Source organism: Pantoea sp. BS_8 (genome assembly GCF_041954965.1).
GTDB classification, from domain to species: Bacteria; Pseudomonadota; Gammaproteobacteria; order Enterobacterales; family Enterobacteriaceae; genus Pantoea; species Pantoea stewartii.
On sequence record NZ_JAVAXU010000002.1, the window covers coordinates 528,209 to 547,861 of the forward strand.

18 protein-coding genes, 1 tRNA gene and 1 pseudogene are annotated in these 19,653 nt (G+C 49.5%); 10 read left to right on the forward strand and 10 right to left on the reverse strand.

Features of this window, described 5'->3' with window-relative positions; translation table 11 throughout:
* Positions 1–320: 320 nt before the first annotated feature.
* Positions 321–1,028, reverse strand: coding sequence for a DUF1868 domain-containing protein (locus tag RAC65_RS07950; protein ID WP_058701124.1), 708 nt, complete (start codon positions 1,026–1,028; stop codon positions 321–323).
* Positions 1,029–1,166: 138 nt separating this feature from the next.
* On the opposite strand from RAC65_RS07950, the gene RAC65_RS07955 reads away from it, so the two are divergent.
* Together RAC65_RS07955 and RAC65_RS07960 are read left to right on the forward strand one after the other, a co-directional pair.
* Entirely contained in the window at positions 1,167–1,436 is a 270-nt protein-coding gene (locus RAC65_RS07955) for a hypothetical protein (RefSeq protein ID WP_058701125.1), read from the forward strand.
* 12 nt (positions 1,437–1,448) lie between these two features.
* Positions 1,449–2,993 carry a methyl-accepting chemotaxis protein gene (locus RAC65_RS07960; RefSeq protein ID WP_033738753.1) on the forward strand — a complete coding sequence of 515 codons (1,545 nt, stop codon included), beginning with the start codon at positions 1,449–1,451 and terminating at the stop codon, positions 2,991–2,993.
* Between the two features lie 278 nt (positions 2,994–3,271).
* On the opposite strand, the gene RAC65_RS07965 is transcribed toward RAC65_RS07960, so the two are convergent.
* Complete coding sequence (locus RAC65_RS07965) at positions 3,272–4,900, reverse strand: ABC transporter substrate-binding protein (protein ID WP_375096555.1); 1,629 nt, start codon at positions 4,898–4,900, stop codon at positions 3,272–3,274.
* Positions 4,901–5,182: 282 nt separating this feature from the next.
* On the opposite strand from RAC65_RS07965, the gene RAC65_RS07970 reads away from it, so the two are divergent.
* On the forward strand, positions 5,183–5,338 hold the full coding sequence (locus RAC65_RS07970; protein ID WP_164483040.1) for a hypothetical protein: 156 nt from the start codon (positions 5,183–5,185) through the stop codon (positions 5,336–5,338).
* A gap of 120 nt (positions 5,339–5,458) precedes the next feature.
* Complete coding sequence (locus RAC65_RS07975; protein ID WP_375096556.1) at positions 5,459–5,599, forward strand: hypothetical protein; 141 nt, start codon at positions 5,459–5,461, stop codon at positions 5,597–5,599.
* On the opposite strand, the gene RAC65_RS07980 is transcribed toward RAC65_RS07975, so the two are convergent.
* The gene (locus RAC65_RS07980) at positions 5,594–5,785 is read right to left on the reverse strand and encodes a hypothetical protein (RefSeq protein ID WP_164483039.1); all 192 of its coding nucleotides are present in this window, start codon (positions 5,783–5,785) and stop codon (positions 5,594–5,596) included. The genes RAC65_RS07975 and RAC65_RS07980 overlap by 6 nt on opposite strands.
* A gap of 948 nt (positions 5,786–6,733) precedes the next feature.
* Between RAC65_RS07980 and RAC65_RS07985 the strand changes: the two genes are divergently transcribed.
* Positions 6,734–7,177 carry a hypothetical protein gene (locus tag RAC65_RS07985; RefSeq protein ID WP_039342951.1) on the forward strand — a complete coding sequence of 148 codons (444 nt, stop codon included), beginning with the start codon at positions 6,734–6,736 and terminating at the stop codon, positions 7,175–7,177.
* 30 nt (positions 7,178–7,207) lie between these two features.
* Here RAC65_RS07985 and RAC65_RS07990 read toward each other — a convergent pair whose 3' ends face one another.
* A complete protein-coding gene (locus RAC65_RS07990; protein ID WP_375096557.1) occupies positions 7,208–8,809 on the reverse strand; it encodes an ArnT family glycosyltransferase in 1,602 nt (533 codons plus the stop codon).
* 1,532 nt (positions 8,810–10,341) lie between these two features.
* Here RAC65_RS07990 and RAC65_RS07995 point away from each other — a divergent pair.
* Entirely contained in the window at positions 10,342–10,551 is a 210-nt protein-coding gene (locus RAC65_RS07995; protein WP_033738740.1) for a hypothetical protein, read from the forward strand.
* A 1,762-nt stretch (positions 10,552–12,313) separates the two neighbouring features.
* On the opposite strand, the gene RAC65_RS08000 is transcribed toward RAC65_RS07995, so the two are convergent.
* From RAC65_RS08000 to RAC65_RS08015, 4 genes and pseudogenes are all read right to left on the reverse strand, one after another.
* Positions 12,314–12,760: a hypothetical protein gene (locus tag RAC65_RS08000; protein WP_375096558.1), complete on the reverse strand. Its 447-nt coding sequence runs from the start codon at positions 12,758–12,760 to the stop codon at positions 12,314–12,316.
* Between the two features lie 701 nt (positions 12,761–13,461).
* A pseudogene (locus tag RAC65_RS08005) lies at positions 13,462–13,569 on the reverse strand (Arm DNA-binding domain-containing protein); the annotation flags it as partial.
* A gap of 164 nt (positions 13,570–13,733) precedes the next feature.
* Positions 13,734–13,810 (reverse strand) — tRNA-Arg (locus RAC65_RS08010).
* 94 nt (positions 13,811–13,904) lie between these two features.
* Positions 13,905–14,408, reverse strand: coding sequence for a DUF1198 family protein (locus RAC65_RS08015; protein ID WP_054634384.1), 504 nt, complete (start codon positions 14,406–14,408; stop codon positions 13,905–13,907).
* A 174-nt stretch (positions 14,409–14,582) separates the two neighbouring features.
* Here RAC65_RS08015 and folD point away from each other — a divergent pair, with 174 nt between their 5' ends.
* Positions 14,583–15,449: a bifunctional methylenetetrahydrofolate dehydrogenase/methenyltetrahydrofolate cyclohydrolase FolD gene (folD, locus tag RAC65_RS08020; protein ID WP_006117852.1), complete on the forward strand. Its 867-nt coding sequence runs from the start codon at positions 14,583–14,585 to the stop codon at positions 15,447–15,449.
* Entirely contained in the window at positions 15,449–15,661 is a 213-nt protein-coding gene (gene ybcJ / locus RAC65_RS08025; RefSeq protein WP_039338457.1) for a ribosome-associated protein YbcJ, read from the forward strand. Before folD ends, ybcJ begins: the two co-directional genes overlap by 1 nt.
* A 26-nt stretch (positions 15,662–15,687) precedes the next feature.
* Here ybcJ and RAC65_RS08030 read toward each other — a convergent pair whose 3' ends face one another.
* Positions 15,688–16,794: an AAA family ATPase gene (locus RAC65_RS08030; RefSeq protein ID WP_058708299.1), complete on the reverse strand. Its 1,107-nt coding sequence runs from the start codon at positions 16,792–16,794 to the stop codon at positions 15,688–15,690.
* A gap of 42 nt (positions 16,795–16,836) precedes the next feature.
* The gene (gene cysS / locus RAC65_RS08035; RefSeq protein ID WP_375096559.1) at positions 16,837–18,222 is read right to left on the reverse strand and encodes a cysteine--tRNA ligase; all 1,386 of its coding nucleotides are present in this window, start codon (positions 18,220–18,222) and stop codon (positions 16,837–16,839) included.
* Between the two features lie 215 nt (positions 18,223–18,437).
* Here cysS and ppiB point away from each other — a divergent pair, with 215 nt between their 5' ends.
* Both ppiB and lpxH read left to right on the forward strand, forming a co-directional pair.
* Positions 18,438–18,932, forward strand: a complete 495-nt coding sequence (gene ppiB / locus RAC65_RS08040) for a peptidylprolyl isomerase B (RefSeq protein ID WP_375096560.1) — start codon at positions 18,438–18,440, stop codon at positions 18,930–18,932.
* The gene (gene lpxH, locus RAC65_RS08045; RefSeq protein ID WP_375096561.1) at positions 18,932–19,648 is read left to right on the forward strand and encodes a UDP-2,3-diacylglucosamine diphosphatase; all 717 of its coding nucleotides are present in this window, start codon (positions 18,932–18,934) and stop codon (positions 19,646–19,648) included. Before ppiB ends, lpxH begins: the two co-directional genes overlap by 1 nt.
* The last annotated feature ends 5 nt before the right edge of the window (positions 19,649–19,653 follow it).

Genomic DNA, 19,653 nt, shown 5'->3' on the forward strand with positions numbered 1-19,653 from the left:
AGAAGCCCACCTGTGGCTTGAACTTTATGCACGTAACCATCATCCGCGACATTACTCCTGCGTAGTATTTAACGGCAATGGTCATATTGCTGCGTGCTGTAACAATTGCACAATGTGGGTTCACACCGCGTTTAAAGGTATCGTCACACCAGATACGGGATATAATCCCCGTCATATCTGTGGCCCACGATAACGAAAGCATTTTCAGGGCAATATAAGACCTGGCGCGAACACGGTATCTCAATACATGGTTATTTCAGTAACGCGCAACGGACTGACAACGCCCATGGCAGTCCGCTTTAACGTCAACCTCTCCTGCCCTACTGAATGGACGACGACAGCCGGAAAACCGGTCTGTATTCCGCCATATCCTCAAACACGCAAAACGCCGGTGCATTCAGTTCAATGATCGGAGAAACCCGCATAAGCTTTTCCAGATAAACCGCTCTTAACCTCTGAAGGAGGCGGCACTCCTCGGCGACCGGCGGGTTAATCAGATATGACACACTGATATGAAACTCGTAAACATCATGATTATGTCGTCTGCAGCGCAGGACATGACTGAGACGATCTCTCAGCCCGCGAATTTTTGTTTCTTCCGCCTGATTCATTGGTGCCAACGAGAGCGAGACGCCGCGCTTTAATACAACAGCCCCAATCCGCATTTTTACGGGAAATTCAGTTACGCTAAAGTCGGTCAGCTTTTGGGCAAATAACCGATCGCACGCCGATATGGGCGCATCAAGGCTCAGGTCTGCGGGCCAGGCCGGCAAATAACGCGCCCTGTCATTCGCACCATTAAAGACGGTCATGTGGTAGCTCGCCGACGGCAGAAAGGTATAACATCGTGCCAGTCCTTTCGCCTTCATGGCCTCCACCATCTCAGAGATCACGCTAACGATTTCGCTGTCCTGATCCAACTGGCAAATGAGCGTGTTACCTCTGAAAGGCAAATATGCACCATCAGCCGCAAATTTTTCACCGATAGCATTCTCTTTCCAGCCGTCGTACTCAAGCACTTCTGACATAGCTTCTGCCCTAATCAATGGATAAATGCCTGCGTTTGAGGCGCGCGTGCTTCGCACAACAAAAGACAGCGCCGCACAACATGATCGTCCACGCCTGAAAAGTGTGGCCTCACGGGCTTATGACAATAATGCCGAAACATGACCGTTTTTATTGCGCTGCACGAAGCAGGCAACGAACGCCGTCATGCAAGGTGGCTGCATATCAGCAGCGGAAAGGGGCGCGCAAAGACTGTTAAAATTTTATGTCTCTTTACCCTGCTGCGCCGGACAGACGTTGTATTCCTGTGCTGGCTACCCACGTCGCACGCGCGTGCGATGAAGTTTCATTCTGCAACAAATTTCACGCCATTTACCGCTTATGCCCGGAAGGCTTTTGCCGAAAACATCATGGGCCATATAAAATCTTAACTGGGGTGAAAAATGAAAGTATCGACGCGATTATCTGCTGGATTTGCTTTTTTAATGTTGTTTTTCGTCATTAGCTCTGGGGTTGCACTGAATCATCTGCTTGAAGCCCGAAAAAATATCAACGAAATCGTCAACACTAATCTGAAAAAAGTCACGCTGGCGAATGATGCGGGAACGGCTCTGCGAAATATGCTGGTCGAAGTCAGGAACATGGCCCTGTTTTCTGATCCCAAAGCCATCGAGAATGAATGGGGCCGTTTCGAGGGCCAGAAGGCCGTTTATACACAAAAGCGCGCTGAACTGGCCTCGCTGATTGAAATCAACAAAAACCCCGAAGAGCTCGGTCTGCTTAAAAAAGTGCAGGAAAATGAAAACGCCGCGCTTACCACCCTGGCGACAGCGGCCACAATGGGCAGACAGCGGCAACTGACCGGACTGGCGGACTATCTGACCAATGTTGTCCGCCCGCCCCAGCAAATCCTTATTGGCAGCCTTAATGAACTGACCGAGATGCAGCGGGCCTTTGCAGAGCAAACGGCAGAGAAAAGCAATGACTCTGTCAGCCGCATCATTAAGATCTTTATTTTTCTGGTTCTGGCGTCCCTGATTTCTGGCGCCGTGATCTGTGTATTAATGAGCAGGAAACTGATGGCGCAGTTGGGTGGAGAGCCGGCTCAGGCCCAGCAGCTGGCCGCCGCGATTGCGGCGGGTGATCTGACTACGTCCGTTACGTTACGCCGCCACGACAGGAGCAGTCTGCTCGCTTCTCTGGATACCATGCAGGCAAACCTGCGCGGCCTGGTGTCGCAGATTAAACATGCCTCCACTACTGTTGCTCAGGCCGCCGATGAAATTTCCCAGGGCAATACCGAACTGTCCTCACGCACCGAGCAGCAGGCCGCCGCGCTGCAGGAAACTGCCGCCAGCATGGAGCAACTCACAGCCACGGTGAAAAGCAACAGCGCTGGTGCGCAGCAGACGGCTGAATCCGCGCGCGAAACCGCCCGACTTGCCCGTTCCGGCGAAACGGATATGAATCGCATGTCGGATACCATGAACGCGATTGCTATCAGCGCGACCAAAGTGCGGGACATCACCGCGGTAATCGAAAGCATCGCTTTTCAGACCAATATTCTGGCGCTCAACGCGGCAGTGGAAGCGGCACGCGCCGGAGAAGGCGGACGCGGTTTTGCCGTGGTGGCGGGCGAAGTCCGAACGCTGGCGCAGCGCAGCGCTACCGCAGCCCGCGATATCAAAACGTTAATTGAACAGGCCGTAAGCCAGGTTGAAAGCGGTGTTGCAGTGGCGTCAGGCACGGGCGAAAGCATCATGAAGATTGTCGGCATGGTCGGAGAGCTTGCCAGCGCAATGGACAACCTGTCGCTGGCCTCTTCAGAACAAATGCAGGGTATTTCTCAGGTCAGCGTAGCGGTCAGCCAGATGGACAGCGTGACGCAGAATAACGCAGCACTGGTAGAAGAGTCTTCTTCCGCGTCACAGTCCCTGTCAGTTCAGGCCCATGCGCTTCGGGGCATGGTGGAAACCTTCCGGGTCTGATTATCATGGCGCGGCGAGACGGTTACTCAACGTTTTTCGCCTGAGGGCAGCAATCCGCCCTCTTTATCGTATCACCACCAGCCCGGATGCCGGGCTTTTTTCATTTGTATAAACATTGCACTGACCAACAGTGAATATCGGACATGCTGTTATGGTTTTCAGTATGTGCGGGACCGGGCTGTCACCTTCACTATCTTCATGTCGCTTACATTCGCCGGGGTCGATGAGCGACCCCGGACATTTTCGTTGTGCTGAGAACATCAGACGCAAAGACTACGTTACTTAACCAGATACAGGTCTTTGGTATAGTAGAAACGCAAATGCGACGGCGCGTAGCCGCCTACTTTTGGACTGACCATCTGATTCAGAGCGCCGTAAAAGACCGGAATGACTGGCGTATCATTAGCAATAATATCGCTGGCTTTTTGATAATCCCGGGTCACGGCATCCGGGCTGGTATCCATGCCTGCGGCTTTTACAGCGGCATCAAACGCCGGGCTGGCATAACCCGCCGTATTTTGACTATCGCCGGTACGATAGGTGTTAAGGAAAGTAGACGGTTCGCTGTAATCGGCGCCCCAGGTATAGCGCACCAGATCAAACTGCCCCTGATGCATATTATCCACCATGGTTTTCCACTCCTGGTTTTGCAGAGTGACCCGGGCGCCCAGCACTTTCCCCCACATCGACGCGGCAGCGATCGCGATACGTTGATTATCCTGATTGGTGTTGTAGAGCAGAGTAAAAGTTAAAGGATGGCTGGCGGAATAACCGGCTTCACTGAGCAGCGCTTGGGCTTTTTTCACCCGTTGTTCCTGCGTCCAGCCCGCCCATGCTGGTGCCTTGAGCGTCACCTCCCCCATAGATAAGGGCAGCATAGCCCAGGCCGGTTGCTGGCCCATACCGATGACTTTATCAGCGATAATGGTTTTATCCAGCGCCAGGTTGAGCGCCTGCCGCACACGCACATCCGTAAAGGGCGGCTTGCGGTTATTGATTTGGAAATAGAACACGCTGTATATCGGTGTACTGCGCACCTCTTTTGGCCGTTCTTTTTTCATACGAGAAAAGTCAACGGCTGGAATGTTGTCCGTGATGGTAATGCCGCCCGCAAGATAGCGATTAAGCTCTGCGGATACATCGTTGATCGGTAAAAAAGTGACCTTGTTAATTACCGTATGTGCGTTATCCCAATAGCGATCGTTACGGACGAGCGTAATTTTTTCATTTACCACCCACTGGTCCAGCTTAAACGCTCCGCTGCTGACCATATTGCCGGGCCGTGTCCAGGTTTCTCCAAACTTTTTGACATTATTTTCGCTAATCGGGAACAGGGAAGGATGAGCGACAAACTGCAAAAAATACGATACCGGCTGATCGAGCGTGACCTGAACAGTATGGTCGTCCAGTGCCTTAACCCCCAAACTGTCAGTCGGGCTTTTTCCGCCCGTTACCGCATCCGCATTGAGGATGTGGGCATAGCTGGCAAAAGAGGCATAAGGCGAAGCCGTTTTGGGATCGGTGAGACGACGCCAGCTAAATACAACGTCCTGTGCGGTCAGCGGCGATCCATCGGACCAGGTCAGATCCGGGCGAAGGTGAAAGGTCCAGACTTTGTTATCCGCCGTTTCCCATGAGGCTGCCAGCCCGGGCACCACCTTACCGTCGGGCGTGGTCTGCACCAGCCCCTCAAACAGATCGTTAAGAATTGAAAAAGCATCATTCGTTTCCGCTTTTTCGACGTCCAGTGTGGCAGGTTCAGCACCATTACCGCGCACAATTTCCTGTAAGGGAGCCAGCGTTACTCCCGTTGGCACATTTGCCCCTATGGCGGGAAAGGAGGATAGCAGCCCTGAAAAAATTACCGACCCACACAAATGGGCAACATATGAACGGCTTACTGGCATTCGTCTGACTCCTGTTGGATAAATTATTATGCGACTTTGCGCCAGCACTGCTGCAATTTATGGGCCAGAGGCGAGACGCTGTACTGCGCCAGTCTGCCAAAGGTCAGGTGGTAAAAAGCGTTATCACTGCACAGTTTTGATGCAAAACGACAAACGGGCTGTGCCGTCTGCCCCGTTGCGATTAACAGAACTTTTACGCTATGCCAGCAACCCTTTTTAACCCGCTTCACACCTCGACACAGCCAAATTGATAGAGTAATGGGATATCAATCTGGAGCCTGTATGAAAAAAGTCATCCTGTTAGTGATTGCGTTAGCCAGCGTCTCGGCGCTGTCGGGCTGTGTCTGGCCGTTCTGGGGACCGGGCGGTGGCGGCCCAGGGCATATGGGACCGGGCGGCGGACCCGGTGGTGGTCCGGGCGGTGGCCCGCACGGCTAAAGAACCCAGGACGGTCTCTTCATGAAGCCGTCCTGCTTCCCTAATCAAAATCATTCTGGCATTCACACCTGTGTTGCCAGATGCGCGCGACAACTGCGAAATACTGCACTGGAACTTAAATTGACAACTCAGCGTATGACACGATCCGCTGGCAGACGAAGTGCGCCGGCCGATAACACGCTGGGCTTACTGATCATCCTGACCGATCGCCTTGGCCGTACGCTGCGCGGACATTTTAATACGCGCGCTAATCTGCTATGACGGGATCCACCCGGCAACCTCATTCACCTTACCCTGCCAGGAGAACAGCAGCTCACGTGGCTGCATCACAGCTCCCGCCACGTCAACACCATTCGCTTTAATCAGTAACTGGTCAGTGAATTTACCCGTTATCGCCTGCCTCGGGAAATCTGCCACAGTCAGGAAGTGCGTGAGAATGTACGGCATGACGACCGCCCGGGCAGACGCACCTTACATCACGGTGAGCCTGAATTGGGTTGTTTTTTTGCTCCTCAGAGAAATCCATCTGTATTTCTGTGAAGAGTAATAAAGCATGATAATCTTGATTTTTTATTTCAAAGAAAATCTCCTGAAAATTGAAATTATATATTCTACAGATGAAATGTGTGATTAAAAAACAAAGCCAGCCACCAGGCTGGGTTTGCTATTTTTAAAAGTATAAATAAAATGCCTGACTTTTTTAGCAGGTAAGCTGAAGCCTGCAGAGTAATCGTTTACTTCATCATAAAATCCATCCCTGACATCCATTTCAATTAAAATTATCAACTAAAAAAAGATAAAACCAGCACTAATTAAAATAATGCCCCCTCACTAATAAAACAACCGCATTACAAAATAAAAGTTAATATCACACCCGGGACAAAAAACACGTGCCGAAATCAGTAAAATAGATGATTAACAATAAATCATTAAGCTGTTAAGAATGAAATCTACTCCCTCTCAATGCCATTTTCTATGTCTTTTTTTACAGTATATACTTATTTTCCCACCAGACTTATGATTGTAAGGTGCCATGTGGACACGGTGGAGGTCGATATGAGAAATTTCGGTTTCGTCGTAATAGGTCTGGTTGGTTTTGCTGCATTCAGCGTTGCTTTTTGTGCCCTTTGCCTGACGACATCCGGTGTCATCCATTAGCTGCGCGGGAAATCCACGATATGGCCATTCGTGGCCATTTTGGTCAATATCATAACGCCCTCTACCGGCTCTGCATTATCTCTTCGTTGCAGAGTCACAGCGCTAAGCGGTATCTGAACGTGCAACGACCTGAAAATTTTAACGGAAGGCCTGCGATGTTCAGGTCAGCGATCTTTGCCCTGCGTCTGACTTCTGCTAACTTTGTTATGAAAACGTTAACTTCAGACAAGGCAAGCTATGAATCAGTATGACAACCTCTGGAATGCTATCGAAACGCGCGTTAAGCAGAACAATGATGCCTCAACGCTGGATATGAGCCATTCCGATAATCTGATGGTTAACCAGGTGAAACAACGCACCGCGCAGATATTTATTCTTGAAATCATTTTGGATAAACATCGTAAACAATTTGGCACGCGTTATTTCCCGTTATCCGGCGAAGAAGCGCTTTATCATTTGATCTTTACGCGCACGAACTGGTTACCGGCACAAATCAGAACCCTTTCACTTTCTGATGCACTTTTTGTTATCGCAGAACTGTTTCGCGATGGCAATCTACAGGAAGGCGTCAGAAACTTTCTGGGCACGCAGGGACTGCGAAATGTCTCTTATCCCCTTGATGAGTTTTCAGACAGAGACTGGGCACCTAAGGAAAACGAGGTACATCTGTCCCTTCCCTGAGACAAACGTAACAGGATGCCGTAGGTGATATCACTGTGCCTGTGAGACTATCCCAGGCACCGTTGGCGCTAAAGAAAAAATGTCCTGGCCATCAAGCCGATAAAGTTGATAGCTTTCTTCTTTATCTGCTGGTCTTTCTCCCTGCCAGACAAGCGTGCCATCCACAAATTCCTGCGGATGCTTTTTATCGTGCTGTACCAGAAGCCAGTGACAGCGAAAGGCACCTCTGTGCTTTCCTTCCCTTAGCGTGACTAAGCCGTCGTAATACTCCAGTAACGCGCGCTGTGGCTCGCCAAGGTGCCGACTGGCTACGCACTCATCTTTAGGCAGCCAGGCTCGCATCGGGATAAAGACGTCTGAATAACGCTTCGTATAATCCAGATAAGGCATGCCAAGCGTCATGGCCAACACCCAGCACAGGGTTATACAACTGGTGAAGATATATAAGGGGCTTTGTCGCGCTGCCCGATGGCAAAATACGATGCCACTCATCATCAGGGTAACCAGCAGTGCCACGCTAAACATAAGCGGATGGAACTCAGGCATAAATCCAGGTGCGCCTGGCGCCACCCACTTATTCCATAACGGGACAGGCCAACCGGTTATCAGTATAATCCCCGCGCCCCACATCACCGCAGGAAGCAGACAAAACAGGCCCAGAGACCAGGGCCGCAATTTTTCAGCCCACTCCGCTTTTCGTTGACACGCCCCCGCCGCTAATATTGCCAGTGGCAGCAACAACGGCATGGCATAGAGTTCGCGTGCATCTGCGGCGGCAGACAATGTAGCAAAACCTGCCACAAAAAACGTCAACAGGACTTTGACTGCCGGGCTAATGCCGTTTGCCCCGCTGCGCCATAACCACCATACCGCCATAGGAAGCGCTGGAAATGCATACCACGGAAGCAATTTAAGATAAAAGAACGGCTTCGCTTTCGGACCCAGTCTGGCGGTACCGTCAAATCGGCCAAAGTTATTCACCATAAGCCAGGTTGAAAACAGTTTTTCTGAACGCATCCAGAGCGCGTAAAGCCAGGGCGCGACCAGCGGGCAAAAAACCAAAAAAGCAATGGCACAAAAGATGACGTAGCGCCTGTTGCGAAATTCAGTATTGAGCAACGGTAACCCCATCGCCGTTACTCCCAGAATCCCGGGACCCAGTAGCCCCTTTGAGAGAAACATAACGGCAGCGCCCACGCCCAGTACAATGCCGCCAGCAACATGGCGTCGAATCCCCAACACGAAACCATAAATGCCGATGGCACCGCCCGCCAGCAAAGCCGTATCGGTAATCATCTGGTGCGCCCGAATGGGAAAACCGACGCAGGCAAAGAGAATAAGAACAGCCCAGCGTCCGGCGCCCTTACCCAGTAACTCTCTGGCAGATAGTGCAATAGCGTAACAGGCGATCAGGATGAAGAAGCCCGTAGTCAGACGCGCTGCATCCGGCTCGCCTAATAACGGACTGAACAACCGAAGGAAAAACGACGCCACCACAAAATAGAGCGGCGGCTTTTCCATAAAAGGCTCACCTGCCAGCGTAGGCACTACCCAGTCACCGGTCTGCGCGATGTGGCGAATTAACCCAAATGTATAAGCTTCGTCAGGCTTCCAGGGTTCATGTCCTACCAATCCTGGTAATAACCAGCAGCTAAAAATAATAAAGCATAAAAATAAGGGAATTTGCTGCGCAAGAGGAAAGAGAGTCGTAATACGCTGCGTGCGAGTATCGCTGCTGTCTGTGGATGTCAGAGGTATAAATGCATCCGGGGCAGCGGCCCGTGTTGCAGGAAAAATAACCTGAAAATGTTTTGTGTTCACGCGTTACTCGCTTGTCTTACCGACTTTTAGAGTAAAAATACGGTGTATAAGCTCTATGTCTGTTCGCAAAAATCTTTACAGAAACGGCCCAATAAAGATGCAAAATGTGCTTCTTAAGCAAAATGCTGAATCCCTTTATCCGCTCAGCACTTTTTGAAGTTTATAAGCGCTTATTAGTGCGAGGATTTGAACATCCGGAGCTCCGAGCTTACAAAAAATTCACTGTTAATAAGATAAAGAAGCGGAAGTAAACGAGAAATAAACATTCTGCGCTTTGAGTTTAAACGCTTAGCCCAGACTGACATTGAGGATAAGAACTGATGAGGAGCCACCACCAAATCTAAAAAGATGAATGTAAAGAACGGAATAATGACTTATGGGTCCGGTTCAATTACGGGATCTGATCATGATAGATGTGTTAAACGCGTCACTAAAGCAGAAGCATCTGGCATAGTGTTTCCGTTTAAAGAAAGCACGAAATGCACGAAATGTTCCCCTCAATAAGTCAGCTGAGGCACCATTAAATCACCTATTATTCGGACCTAAAGACGAACGTCTCTAAGTGCCCTGTGCCGCAATACGATCACAGGATCTAACGCCTTTCTGAAAAGGTGCAGATATGAGCCAGAGCGAGGCAAGTCGCCCATTGACTAAGAAGCATTATGAGACGCTTAAACGAAAAAAAGCCCTGTAACGAGCAGGGCTGATAACCATTCAAAAAAATTTATCTATTTCTTATAAAAAGTGTATGATGAGCGCGGAGTATTCCCTGGTGTTGGCTGTGTTAGCCACCCTCACATCAACCCTTGAGGTTTCCGAGGCCACTGGTGGTGTGGGGGTTTCTTTTTTAAATCATAAATTATATTGAACCTTAACCCGCTTCATAACAACTAGACTTTAGATCAAAAAAAACTATACTAAAGGATAGCAAAGTGAGCTTTATCACTTTGTAATCAGATGCATAAGCGAGAACCCTCTCAAGCTAACTTCGGATTGCGCTTGAGTTTTTTGTTCATCACCTTTAATTAACCACACAAACACCTGAGCAGCATTATGCTCTGCAAGCACGTCGTTTCCAAACGCCTTCAGACTGATTCCCTGCCCCCGGAAAGAATAAAACCATCAGAAAAATTGATACTAACCGAGTATGCTGCGCTGCAAGCTGAGCCGATCTGCCCTTCCACGTACAGCACCTGGTGCCAGTTCACCCCTTCTCCTGGTTTCACTGAATTCTCTTCCGCCGGACCCACGTATGTTTTACATCGTCGTATAATTGTCATCATCCTGTGATAGGTTCTCTGAGGGGTTATACACGCTCTTCTTAAACGCACTGGAGTTGTTACATGAAAACGACAAAAGCCCACTCTTTAGAACAGGCTAATGAATTACTGTCCAAAGGACTGGCTAAGAATGTTGAGTTGTGTTTTGAATTGACCACGGATGAGTTTTTCAGATTCACCGATCACTGGTGTGATAAAGGGGCAAAAATTCTAAAAAAAGAACACTTTGTCGTTAAACTGAAGCCTTCCGCTTCGGTCTCCGACCCAGAGTAATTCTGTTCTTTGCCTGCTGACTGCGGTCTTAACGATCGAGACGCTAACCGCGTTTTTATACACGCAACGACAGTCAGTAGGTGTTTTTTCACGGCTTGCTTTTTGAATAGCGCTGGAAATCCCTCCAGTAAAACCGGGTATAGTGCTGCCTGACCCGTCAAAATCCTTATACATCTCAGTTCAGCGTGCCGGTACAGCCCGTAAGCAGTAGCAGAACGACACAAAGCACCACGTTTATCACTCGCGGAGACATTCTGATTGAAGCGAGTAAATTACGGTCTTTTGATACGTGCTTATTGTGACCCGTTTTAGCGAAACGCTGAGACAGCATTAAAATGTCGAATGGCAGTAACAGCATTGCGGGGGTCAGTTTTGGCCGGTTCTCACTCTTTAATGGCTGCATTATGTTTTTCTCCGTCATCGAGTTTAACTGCGAGGTGGCTCACTGACATCTGTCACAACCCCGATAACCCTATATCCGCTAGCGAGTTCTGAATGGGTATACCTTGTAGCAATAAGAAAAAAATCGTGAACCAGCGCAATAGTGTTTCCAGTGCTAAATACGGCAACAAGCTTAATCAATTTCACTATGAACGTTACGTGATTAATTCCAAGGGTACTGCATGTCAGCTTATAAAGCATAATTAATGCATGTCTTTTTCTTAGCGCAGCGCTTAAAAAGCTGAAAAAATACTAACATTATCGTTAAGTATGGTGTGGTAAGTGTAAAACGCTTATTAGACAGCACCATTTTGCTTTGCATCAGGCGCTAAAAATGCTCTTCCAGGGTGCTGTGGATAGCAATCAGCTGTCATTCCTTGCCAACGAAGCCATTTTTTCAGCAGTATTGGTAGTTCAACACCGCACTAGTGAGTATGAACTTAAAAATATGACAAAATGATGGCGAAGACAGTATGTCTGTAGCAAATCGCATCAAATGCAACAGCCAGCCTTTTTCAATGCGCAACCTTCAAACCGTCATTAATTATTAAAAAAATAACATTCAAATCAATTATTTATCGATAGATAAATTAACATACAAAAATCAGATGTGAAGTTAAATCCTCGCAAATAAAAAGCCTGCGCTTTTAAAATTCTCTCTGGGTATAGACTCCCGTTATATAGTGAAGGAAGATTTAAAAGTCACTGCGATGAGCATCCATTATCTGACAGAAAAGACGAACAGCCCAGTAAAGCGTATTGTCATGGACAGGAGCTAATTCTCTGTCGGGCAAATTCACGAAGTACACTGCATAACTTTATCATGTACCGTTTATCGATAACCCATTTCCGTTACTTCTGGAGTCAGGGGCTCTCGGCCTTAGCTTCTTGCTGTACATTATTAAACGAAGAATTAAGACCGTGCTTCTTTATCCAGGCATTAAAAGTATGCGTGACGATATAGAGACATGCTACTACCATGGAAACAGAATGAGTGCAATCAACGACCTGTTTGGCCGCTTAAACTTCAAACATTTTAGGATAACACTTACCATTCATGGACATATATCTTAACTCATATTAAATAACACTAAGATGTCTGTAAAAACCTATGGCAATTCAATAAATTCTCAGTTATATCTTGAGAAAAAAATCTATTCCAGCCTCTTTCTGTAATTTTCTTTGAATATTTACACTTACGAGGCTATCAGACATATCTTCGATACGATTTTTACATTAACGTGAGTTGAAAAAAACAGCGCCCTATATAAGTTATAGAAAAATAAAGAGCGCTTGATTTTAATAAAAATTTACCGAAAAATTAATTCTGCCACTTTTCAATAATCACATTAACAGAGCCAGAATCATCCGCACGTTGCCAGTCTTCTAAATACAAGTCAAACCCGCCGCCCTGGGGAAAAGCATGGATAAGAGATGAAGATTGAAGCCCATCATTGTTTAAACCATAATAGCTTACAGAGGCGGTTTTATCTGCAGTTGTTGTACGATCGTAAGTTCTTAATGCGGCAGATTTTGAGTTTGTATTTCCTGCTTGTCCAGTGGCATAATCAATCCCTACCGAAGCTGAATCAACACGGAAACGATAGACTCCAGAAGCCACATTAGTTTCGTAATAAAGATTCCCACCGGGAACCGTATTATTATATCCATCTAAAGAAACAGTTTTATAGGGTTGCCAATCTGCCATAGCTGAAAAAGATGCTATTACAGAAGCAGTTAAGATAGAGGCTTTCAACGTTTTCATCATGGTTTAATTTCCTTAAGTGAGTCAACCAGCCTCTTATATATATCGGTATCTGACTCAGTTGTTAAGGGTATAAACTTTACTGGTGAACTACACAACAAAACACCTTTTGGGGCCTAAAATTTTAGCCTGAAGCTTTTATGCGTCATCAAACCGTCAACTCAGAATAATAAAATTCAATTATTTTACGAAATCTGATGTAGACTCATTAAAGTTTTATATCAGCAACTTTAAAGTGAGAATAAATTGGTTACATAACCAATTTTCGATGCTGAAAATATGCTCCAGCATCTGACATTGATCTTTTTTTATATAAACCAGAATGCTGAATAAATAATTTGAAAGGAGTAATGGGTGTCCTAAATCACTTGATACAAAGGGCAAAATGAGAGCCATTACCACTCAATTTTTATCACCTCGATTCCAGACGTTCCTTACCCGCTATCTGTTTCGATAGGGCTTTTTTCTTGATAGACTCAGGTTACTTTAAGACCTGTTAACCATGGTTAAAGAAAGGTATTGTTATGAACAATTACGGGAACAGGAAAAGAAAATCAAATTACTTTTCTACGTATGGCAAGCCTTTAGACCAGTCATTTAGTTAATTTTGCTCCATGCATGTCAAAGTTATATACCAAAGATGCGCTTGTCCGTCTGAATTTTCAGTAAGAAGTTCGGACCATAACCGCTTGCAGTCTTTAGCTTTTGGCTCCGTTTAGAGATATATCAAGATACATACCACCACCATCGGAAAGTTTGTATGACTTTTCTTTTGGCTTCGCAGAGTCGATTTGTCGGGCTGTTAGCTTCATTTGGGGGCATCATTTCCATTGAACCTGTCGATGCCCCCTATCGTGCCCCCATATTGGATAAGAACGCAATAGGTGACCCTGGACCGAAATGGACCAGTTAAAAGAGTTATATTCTGATTTTTAAGGGTAAAGTAGACTTTAAAGGATGCAAACAGAAGAGAAAGTGGCGCGCCCTACAGGATTCGAACCTGTGACCTACGGCTTAGAAGGCCGGTGCTCTATCCAGCTGAGCTAAGGGCGCGGAGAGGTTGGGTCGAATTATACGGTTGAACGCTGTTACGTCAACGTTTTTGCCGCGCCGACGCGGTGAGTGCCCAGGTAATGACCAATTTTCGCTAATGTTTGTCTCGCCAGGCGCTCAGCGACACCAGGTTACTCACCTCGGCGGTTTCACCTTCCAGCTCAACGCCTTGCTGAGTCACGCGCGTATTATACTGCTCGCGTAGCGCATTAAGCTCATGACTATCCGGTTCCAGCTGGCGCAAAAAGCCCAACGCCAGCAACAACTGCTGGCGGGAAATCGTCGCGGTAAAGCCTGCCCGGCTGAGTGCGCCGTGCCAGCGCCAGAGATTTTCATCGCTGCCATCGACAATCATCACCTGCCAGATTACCAGCACTGCCGCACCATTATTCAGATGTGCTTCATTATCACCGCTGATGTAGTCGGTAAACTCTTTTGCCGCCTCCTTTCCCATCAGGGAAAGCATGGATTCGATGTGAACCGGCGGGAGTTGTAGACGCTTACTGAGCGCCTGCGCGGCATGGCGTGAACCGGCGGTCAGCAGCTGGAAGCCTATAACAAACACGACAACTAAAGTGGCGATTATTAACCAAATCATTACGTCTTCCCTTCATTTCTCTGTCTGGCATCATAAGCGTTAACCCATACTTTCGTCACGGCGAAATGTCGGTAACCACACTGTGGTCAGAATCTCTACCTGACAGCCGGACGTGCTTCTGACAAAATAGGCGCCATTCCCGATTCAAACTCAACACAGTGGATTTACGCTCTGATGGCAGCAAAAATTATTGACGGTAAAACGATTGCGCAGCAGGTACGGCTTGAGGTTGCAGAAAAAGTGAAACAACGCCTGGCCGCCGGTAAACGTGCACCGGGTCTGGCCGTAGTTTTGGTAGGTGAGAACCCTGCCTCACAGATTTATGTCGGCAGCAAACGCCGCGCCTGTGAAGAAGTCGGCTTTATCTCCCGCTCTTACGATCTGCCCGACACCACCAGTGAAGCGGAATTGCTGCAGCTGATTGATACTCTGAACAGCGACAACACGATCGATGGCATTCTGGTGCAACTGCCTTTGCCAGCCGGCATTGATAACGTCAAAGTGCTTGAGCGCATCACGCCCGATAAAGATGTTGATGGTTTCCATCCCTATAACGTTGGTCGCCTGTGCCAGCGTGCGCCAAAACTGCGCCCGTGCACCCCGCGCGGCATTGTGACACTGCTGGAGCGCTACAACATTGATGCTTACGGGCTCAATGCGGTGGTTGTCGGTGCATCAAACATTGTGGGCCGTCCCATGAGCATGGAACTGCTGTTAGCCGGCTGCACAACCACCGTCACGCACCGTTTTACCCGCGATCTGCGCCACCATGTTGAACACGCCGATCTGCTGATTGTCGCGGTCGGTAAACCCCATTTTATTCCGGGCGACTGGATTAAACCGGGCGCAATCGTCATCGATGTCGGTATTAACCGTCTTGAAAGCGGCAAAGTGGTCGGGGATGTGGATTATGAGGCTGCCTTTGAACGTGCTTCTTATATCACCCCGGTTCCGGGTGGCGTAGGGCCAATGACCGTGGCGACACTTATTCAAAATACCTTGCAGGCATGCGAAGCGTTTCATGATGGGGAGCAGGCATAATGGCTACGTTTTCTTTGGGCAAATTTCCCCACGTTGATCTCTGCGATCTGCTGAAACTTGAAGGCTGGGTAGAAAGCGGTGCACAGGCTAAAGTGGCGATCGGTGACGGCGACGTGCGGGTCGACGGCGAAGTCGAAACCCGTAAGCGCTGCAAAATCTTTCAGGGGCAAACGGTCGAGTTTGCCGGGCAGCGCGTTACCGTTGTTGCCTGATCCGCTGGTGCCCCAGGCGGGGCACCTTAAATCCGCGCCTCTCCCACTATCCGCGTCTCACCGTTAACCTGCTCCAGTGCAATGTGACTGACCTCTGCATGTTGTGCAATCAGCGTCGCCAGCCGGGGCGAATGGCTGGTGATCCATAACTGACTGAACTGACTGGCCTCGGCAATCAGGGCGGCAAGGGCAGGCAGTAAATCCTCATGCAGGCTGTTTTCAGGCTCGTTCAGCGCCATAAAGGCAGGCGGGCGCGGGCTGAGCAGCGCCACGACCAGGCAGAGGAAGCGCAGCGTACCATCGGAAAATTCGGCGCTTTCCAGCGGGCGCAAAATGCCCTGGCGCTGCATCAGCATCTGAAAACGTCCGTTCTGCACATCCACCTGAAACTCAGTGTCCGGGAAGGCTGTTTTCATCACTTTATACAACAGTTCATGATGCCCACGTTCCACTATCGTTGCCCATGCTGCGGCAAGATTACTGCCATCATGGGCCAGAACGGGTGCGCGCACGCCAATCTGCGGCGAACGAATCGGTGAACCTGGCCAGACGGCAAACTCATGATAAAAGCGCCATGCTTTCAGGCGTTCACGCATCCGGGAAAGTTCGGGATAGCGGTGCGGCTCACCCAACTGTCCAAACAGGGATTCTTCAGGATGCAGTACGCCAGCATAACTGACGCGCTCTCCGTCGATGTTATGCAGAAAGGCGGTCTGATTAGTGCGCTGCATAATGCAGGAAGACGGTCGGCGCTGCTGGCCACTCAGCCAGATGCGTTCTTCTTTAACCAGCGGATCCAGGTTAAACAGGCTGGTTGATAGCGGTTCAGGAAAACCGGTTTCCAGCTGGTAATCCATATCATCCATCGTCACGGCCAGGATGAGCCGCTTAGGATCATGTCGGCGGTCGCCACGGCGCAATCCGCCCGCCCACATCACTTTTTGCACCCCGCCCTCTTCGGCCAGCGCCAGAGCAAGCCGTCCGTTAGCCGCCTCGTGCAGCAGCCGCACCGCTTTATAAAGATTGGATTTACCACAGCCGTTGGGACCGCTCACCACGTTGAGCGGGTGCAGCGGAAGCGTGAGATCGCGTACCGAACGGAAACCGCGAATGTGAATCTGCTTTATCGTCATCGACAAAAAAGGGCGATTGCTCGCCCTCTCCTGTGTTGCGTTTTATTTACGTCGCCAGGTGGAACCCTGCGGGCCGTCTTCCACAATCACGCCCAGCGCATTGAGCTTATCGCGTGCCACATCCGCCTGCGCCCAGTCTTTCGCCGCACGCGCATCGGCGCGGGCTTTGACCCAGTGTTCGATTTCAGCCACTTCGTCGTCATTGCCTTGGGCACTGCTTTGCAAAAACACTTCCGGCTCCTGTTGCAGAATCCCCAATACATCGGCGATTTCACGCAGTTTTGCTGCCAGCGCACTGGCGGCCGTCATGTCTTCACCTTTCAGACGATTCACTTCACGCGCCATATCAAACAGCACCGAATAGGCTTCTGGCGTGTTGAAATCGTCGTTCATTGCTTCGCGGAAACGGGCTTCGAACGCCTCGCCACCGCTGGCCGCTACGGTGCGGTCAGTATGACGCAGCGCGGTGTAAAGGCGTTCCAGCGCGGCGCGTGCCTGGTTCAGGTTATCTTCACCATAATTTAGCTGGCTGCGATAGTGGCCCGACATCAGAAAGTAACGCACGGTTTCGGCATCATAATGCTGCAGCACATCACGCACGGTGAAAAAGTTGTTCAGTGACTTCGACATCTTTTCACGGTCAATCATCACCATGCCGGAATGCATCCAGTAATTCACATACGGACCATCGTGGGCACAGGTCGACTGGGCGATTTCGTTTTCATGATGGGGAAACATCAGATCAGAACCGCCACCGTGAATGTCAAAGTGCGCACCCAGCTGTTTGCAGTTCATCGCCGAACATTCAATGTGCCAGCCCGGACGACCGTTGCCCCACGGCGATGGCCATGAAGGTTCGTCCGCTTTGGACATTTTCCACAGCACGAAATCCATCGGGTTACGTTTCACGTCGGCAACCTCTACACGCGCGCCTGCCTGTAGCTGCTCCAGATCCTGACGCGACAGTGCGCCATAATCAACATCGCTCAGGACATCAAACATGACATCGCCGTTATCCGCGACATAGGCGTGACCGCGGGCAATCAGCGTTTCCACCAGCGCAATGATTTCAGGAATATGGCGCGTGGCACGCGGCTCCACATCCGGCGGTAAAATCCCCAGCGCATCGAAGTCGCTGTGCATTTCGCCGATCATACGGTTGGTCAGCGTTTCGATGCTCTCGCCGTTCTCGTTGGCTCGTTTGATGATTTTGTCATCAATGTCGGTAATGTTGCGCACATAATTGACGTCATAACCGACGTAGCGCAGATAGCGCGAGACCACGTCGAAGGCCACAAACGTGCGCCCGTGCCCAATGTGACAGAGGTCATACACCGTGATGCCGCAGACATACATGCCGATTTTGCCAGCATGAATAGGGGTGAATTCCTCTTTTTGTCGACTCAGGGTGTTGTAAATCTTCAGCATTGGGGGTTTCCGTAGTGAGGCGTGCGTAACGCACCGTTTTGAGTATCCTGTTATTGTGCCGTATTTTTATCTGTCACGCGACGCAAAGCAAGCCAACTGCGCTGCCTGGCTGACGTATTATCGGAAATTATGATATAAGAACGTTCGAGAAAAAGGCGTGTGCGCTTAAAAGCACACCCTATGCTACTGACGACAACCTTTACAGGACGAAAAAAATGGTAACTTTCCAGACTAACCATGGCGATATCGTGATCAAGACCTTCGATGACAAAGCGCCCGCAACCGTAAAGAACTTCCTGGATTACTGCCGTGAAGGTTTCTACGACAACACCATTTTCCACCGTGTGATTAACGGCTTTATGATTCAGGGCGGCGGTTTTGAGCCTGGCATGAAGCAGAAAGCCACCAAAGAAGAGATCCGTAACGAAGCCAACAACGGTCTGAAAAACACCAAAGGCACGCTGGCCATGGCCCGTACCTCTGCGCCGCACTCTGCGACCGCACAGTTCTTCATCAACGTGGCGGACAACGACTTCCTGAACTTCCGTGACGAAAGCCTGCAGGGCTGGGGTTACTGTGTATTTGCTGAAGTGGTTGAAGGGATGGACGTGGTAGAGAAAATCAAAGCGGTTTCAACTGGTCGCAGCGGTATGCATCAGGACGTACCGAAAGATGACGTCATCATTCAGAAAGTGACCCTTAGCGAGTAATGTCGCGCACGCTGTTTATCGCAGATCTCCATCTGTGTCAGGAAGAACCGGCGATTACCGCCGGTTTTCTGCATTTTTTGCAGCGCGAAGCGCCCCACTGCGACGCGCTTTATATTCTGGGCGATCTGTTCGAAGCCTGGATCGGTGATGACGATCCGAATCCGCTGCATCAACAGGTTGCCAGCGCCCTTCATGCCCTGCCCGTGCCGGTCTTTTTTATTCACGGCAACCGCGATTTTCTGATCGGCAAACGCTTTGCCCGCGCCAGCGGCATGACCTTATTGCCCGAGGAGCAGGTTCTGACGCTTTATGGTCACCGACTTCTGATTATGCATGGCGATACGTTGTGCACCGACGATTCGGGTTATCTGCAGTTCCGGGCGAAAGTGCATAATCCCTGGATTCAACGTCTGTTCCTGACGCTGCCGCTGTTTATTCGTAAACGGATTGCGGCACGGATGCGCGCCAACAGTAAACAGGCCAACCAGCATAAGTCGCTGGAGATTATGGATGTCAATCAACAGGCCGTGGTCGATGCGATGGTACGTCAGCAGGTGCCTTTACTGATTCATGGTCATACGCACCGCCCCGCCATCCATGATGTGTCGCTGAACGGAGCCCCCGCACAGCGCGCGGTATTGGGTGCCTGGCACAGCCGGGGATCAATGATCCAACTGGATGCAAACGGCATCCAGCTCATCGACTTCGATTTTTAGTCGTC

What these genes read in the sequence shown, in the direction of transcription:
- folD (WP_006117852.1), top strand. Translation starts at nt 14,583, where the DNA reads ATGGCAGCAAAAATTATTGACGGTAAAACGATTGCGCAGCAGGTACGG.
- RAC65_RS07985 (WP_039342951.1), top strand. Translation starts at nt 6,734, where the DNA reads ATGAATCAGTATGACAACCTCTGGAATGCTATCGAAACGCGCGTTAAG.
- RAC65_RS07995 (WP_033738740.1), top strand. Translation starts at nt 10,342, where the DNA reads ATGAAAACGACAAAAGCCCACTCTTTAGAACAGGCTAATGAATTACTG.
- RAC65_RS07955 (WP_058701125.1), top strand. Translation starts at nt 1,167, where the DNA reads ATGACCGTTTTTATTGCGCTGCACGAAGCAGGCAACGAACGCCGTCAT.
- ybcJ (WP_039338457.1), top strand. Translation starts at nt 15,449, where the DNA reads ATGGCTACGTTTTCTTTGGGCAAATTTCCCCACGTTGATCTCTGCGAT.
- ppiB (WP_375096560.1), top strand. Translation starts at nt 18,438, where the DNA reads ATGGTAACTTTCCAGACTAACCATGGCGATATCGTGATCAAGACCTTC.
- RAC65_RS07965 (WP_375096555.1), bottom strand. Translation starts at nt 4,900, where the DNA reads ATGCCAGTAAGCCGTTCATATGTTGCCCATTTGTGTGGGTCGGTAATT.
- RAC65_RS07950 (WP_058701124.1), bottom strand. Translation starts at nt 1,028, where the DNA reads ATGTCAGAAGTGCTTGAGTACGACGGCTGGAAAGAGAATGCTATCGGT.
- RAC65_RS08030 (WP_058708299.1), bottom strand. Translation starts at nt 16,794, where the DNA reads ATGACGATAAAGCAGATTCACATTCGCGGTTTCCGTTCGGTACGCGAT.
- RAC65_RS08000 (WP_375096558.1), bottom strand. Translation starts at nt 12,760, where the DNA reads ATGATGAAAACGTTGAAAGCCTCTATCTTAACTGCTTCTGTAATAGCA.
- RAC65_RS07980 (WP_164483039.1), bottom strand. Translation starts at nt 5,785, where the DNA reads ATGCCGTACATTCTCACGCACTTCCTGACTGTGGCAGATTTCCCGAGG.
- lpxH (WP_375096561.1), top strand. Translation starts at nt 18,932, where the DNA reads ATGTCGCGCACGCTGTTTATCGCAGATCTCCATCTGTGTCAGGAAGAA.
- RAC65_RS07970 (WP_164483040.1), top strand. Translation starts at nt 5,183, where the DNA reads ATGAAAAAAGTCATCCTGTTAGTGATTGCGTTAGCCAGCGTCTCGGCG.
- cysS (WP_375096559.1), bottom strand. Translation starts at nt 18,222, where the DNA reads ATGCTGAAGATTTACAACACCCTGAGTCGACAAAAAGAGGAATTCACC.
- RAC65_RS08015 (WP_054634384.1), bottom strand. Translation starts at nt 14,408, where the DNA reads ATGATTTGGTTAATAATCGCCACTTTAGTTGTCGTGTTTGTTATAGGC.
- RAC65_RS07960 (WP_033738753.1), top strand. Translation starts at nt 1,449, where the DNA reads ATGAAAGTATCGACGCGATTATCTGCTGGATTTGCTTTTTTAATGTTG.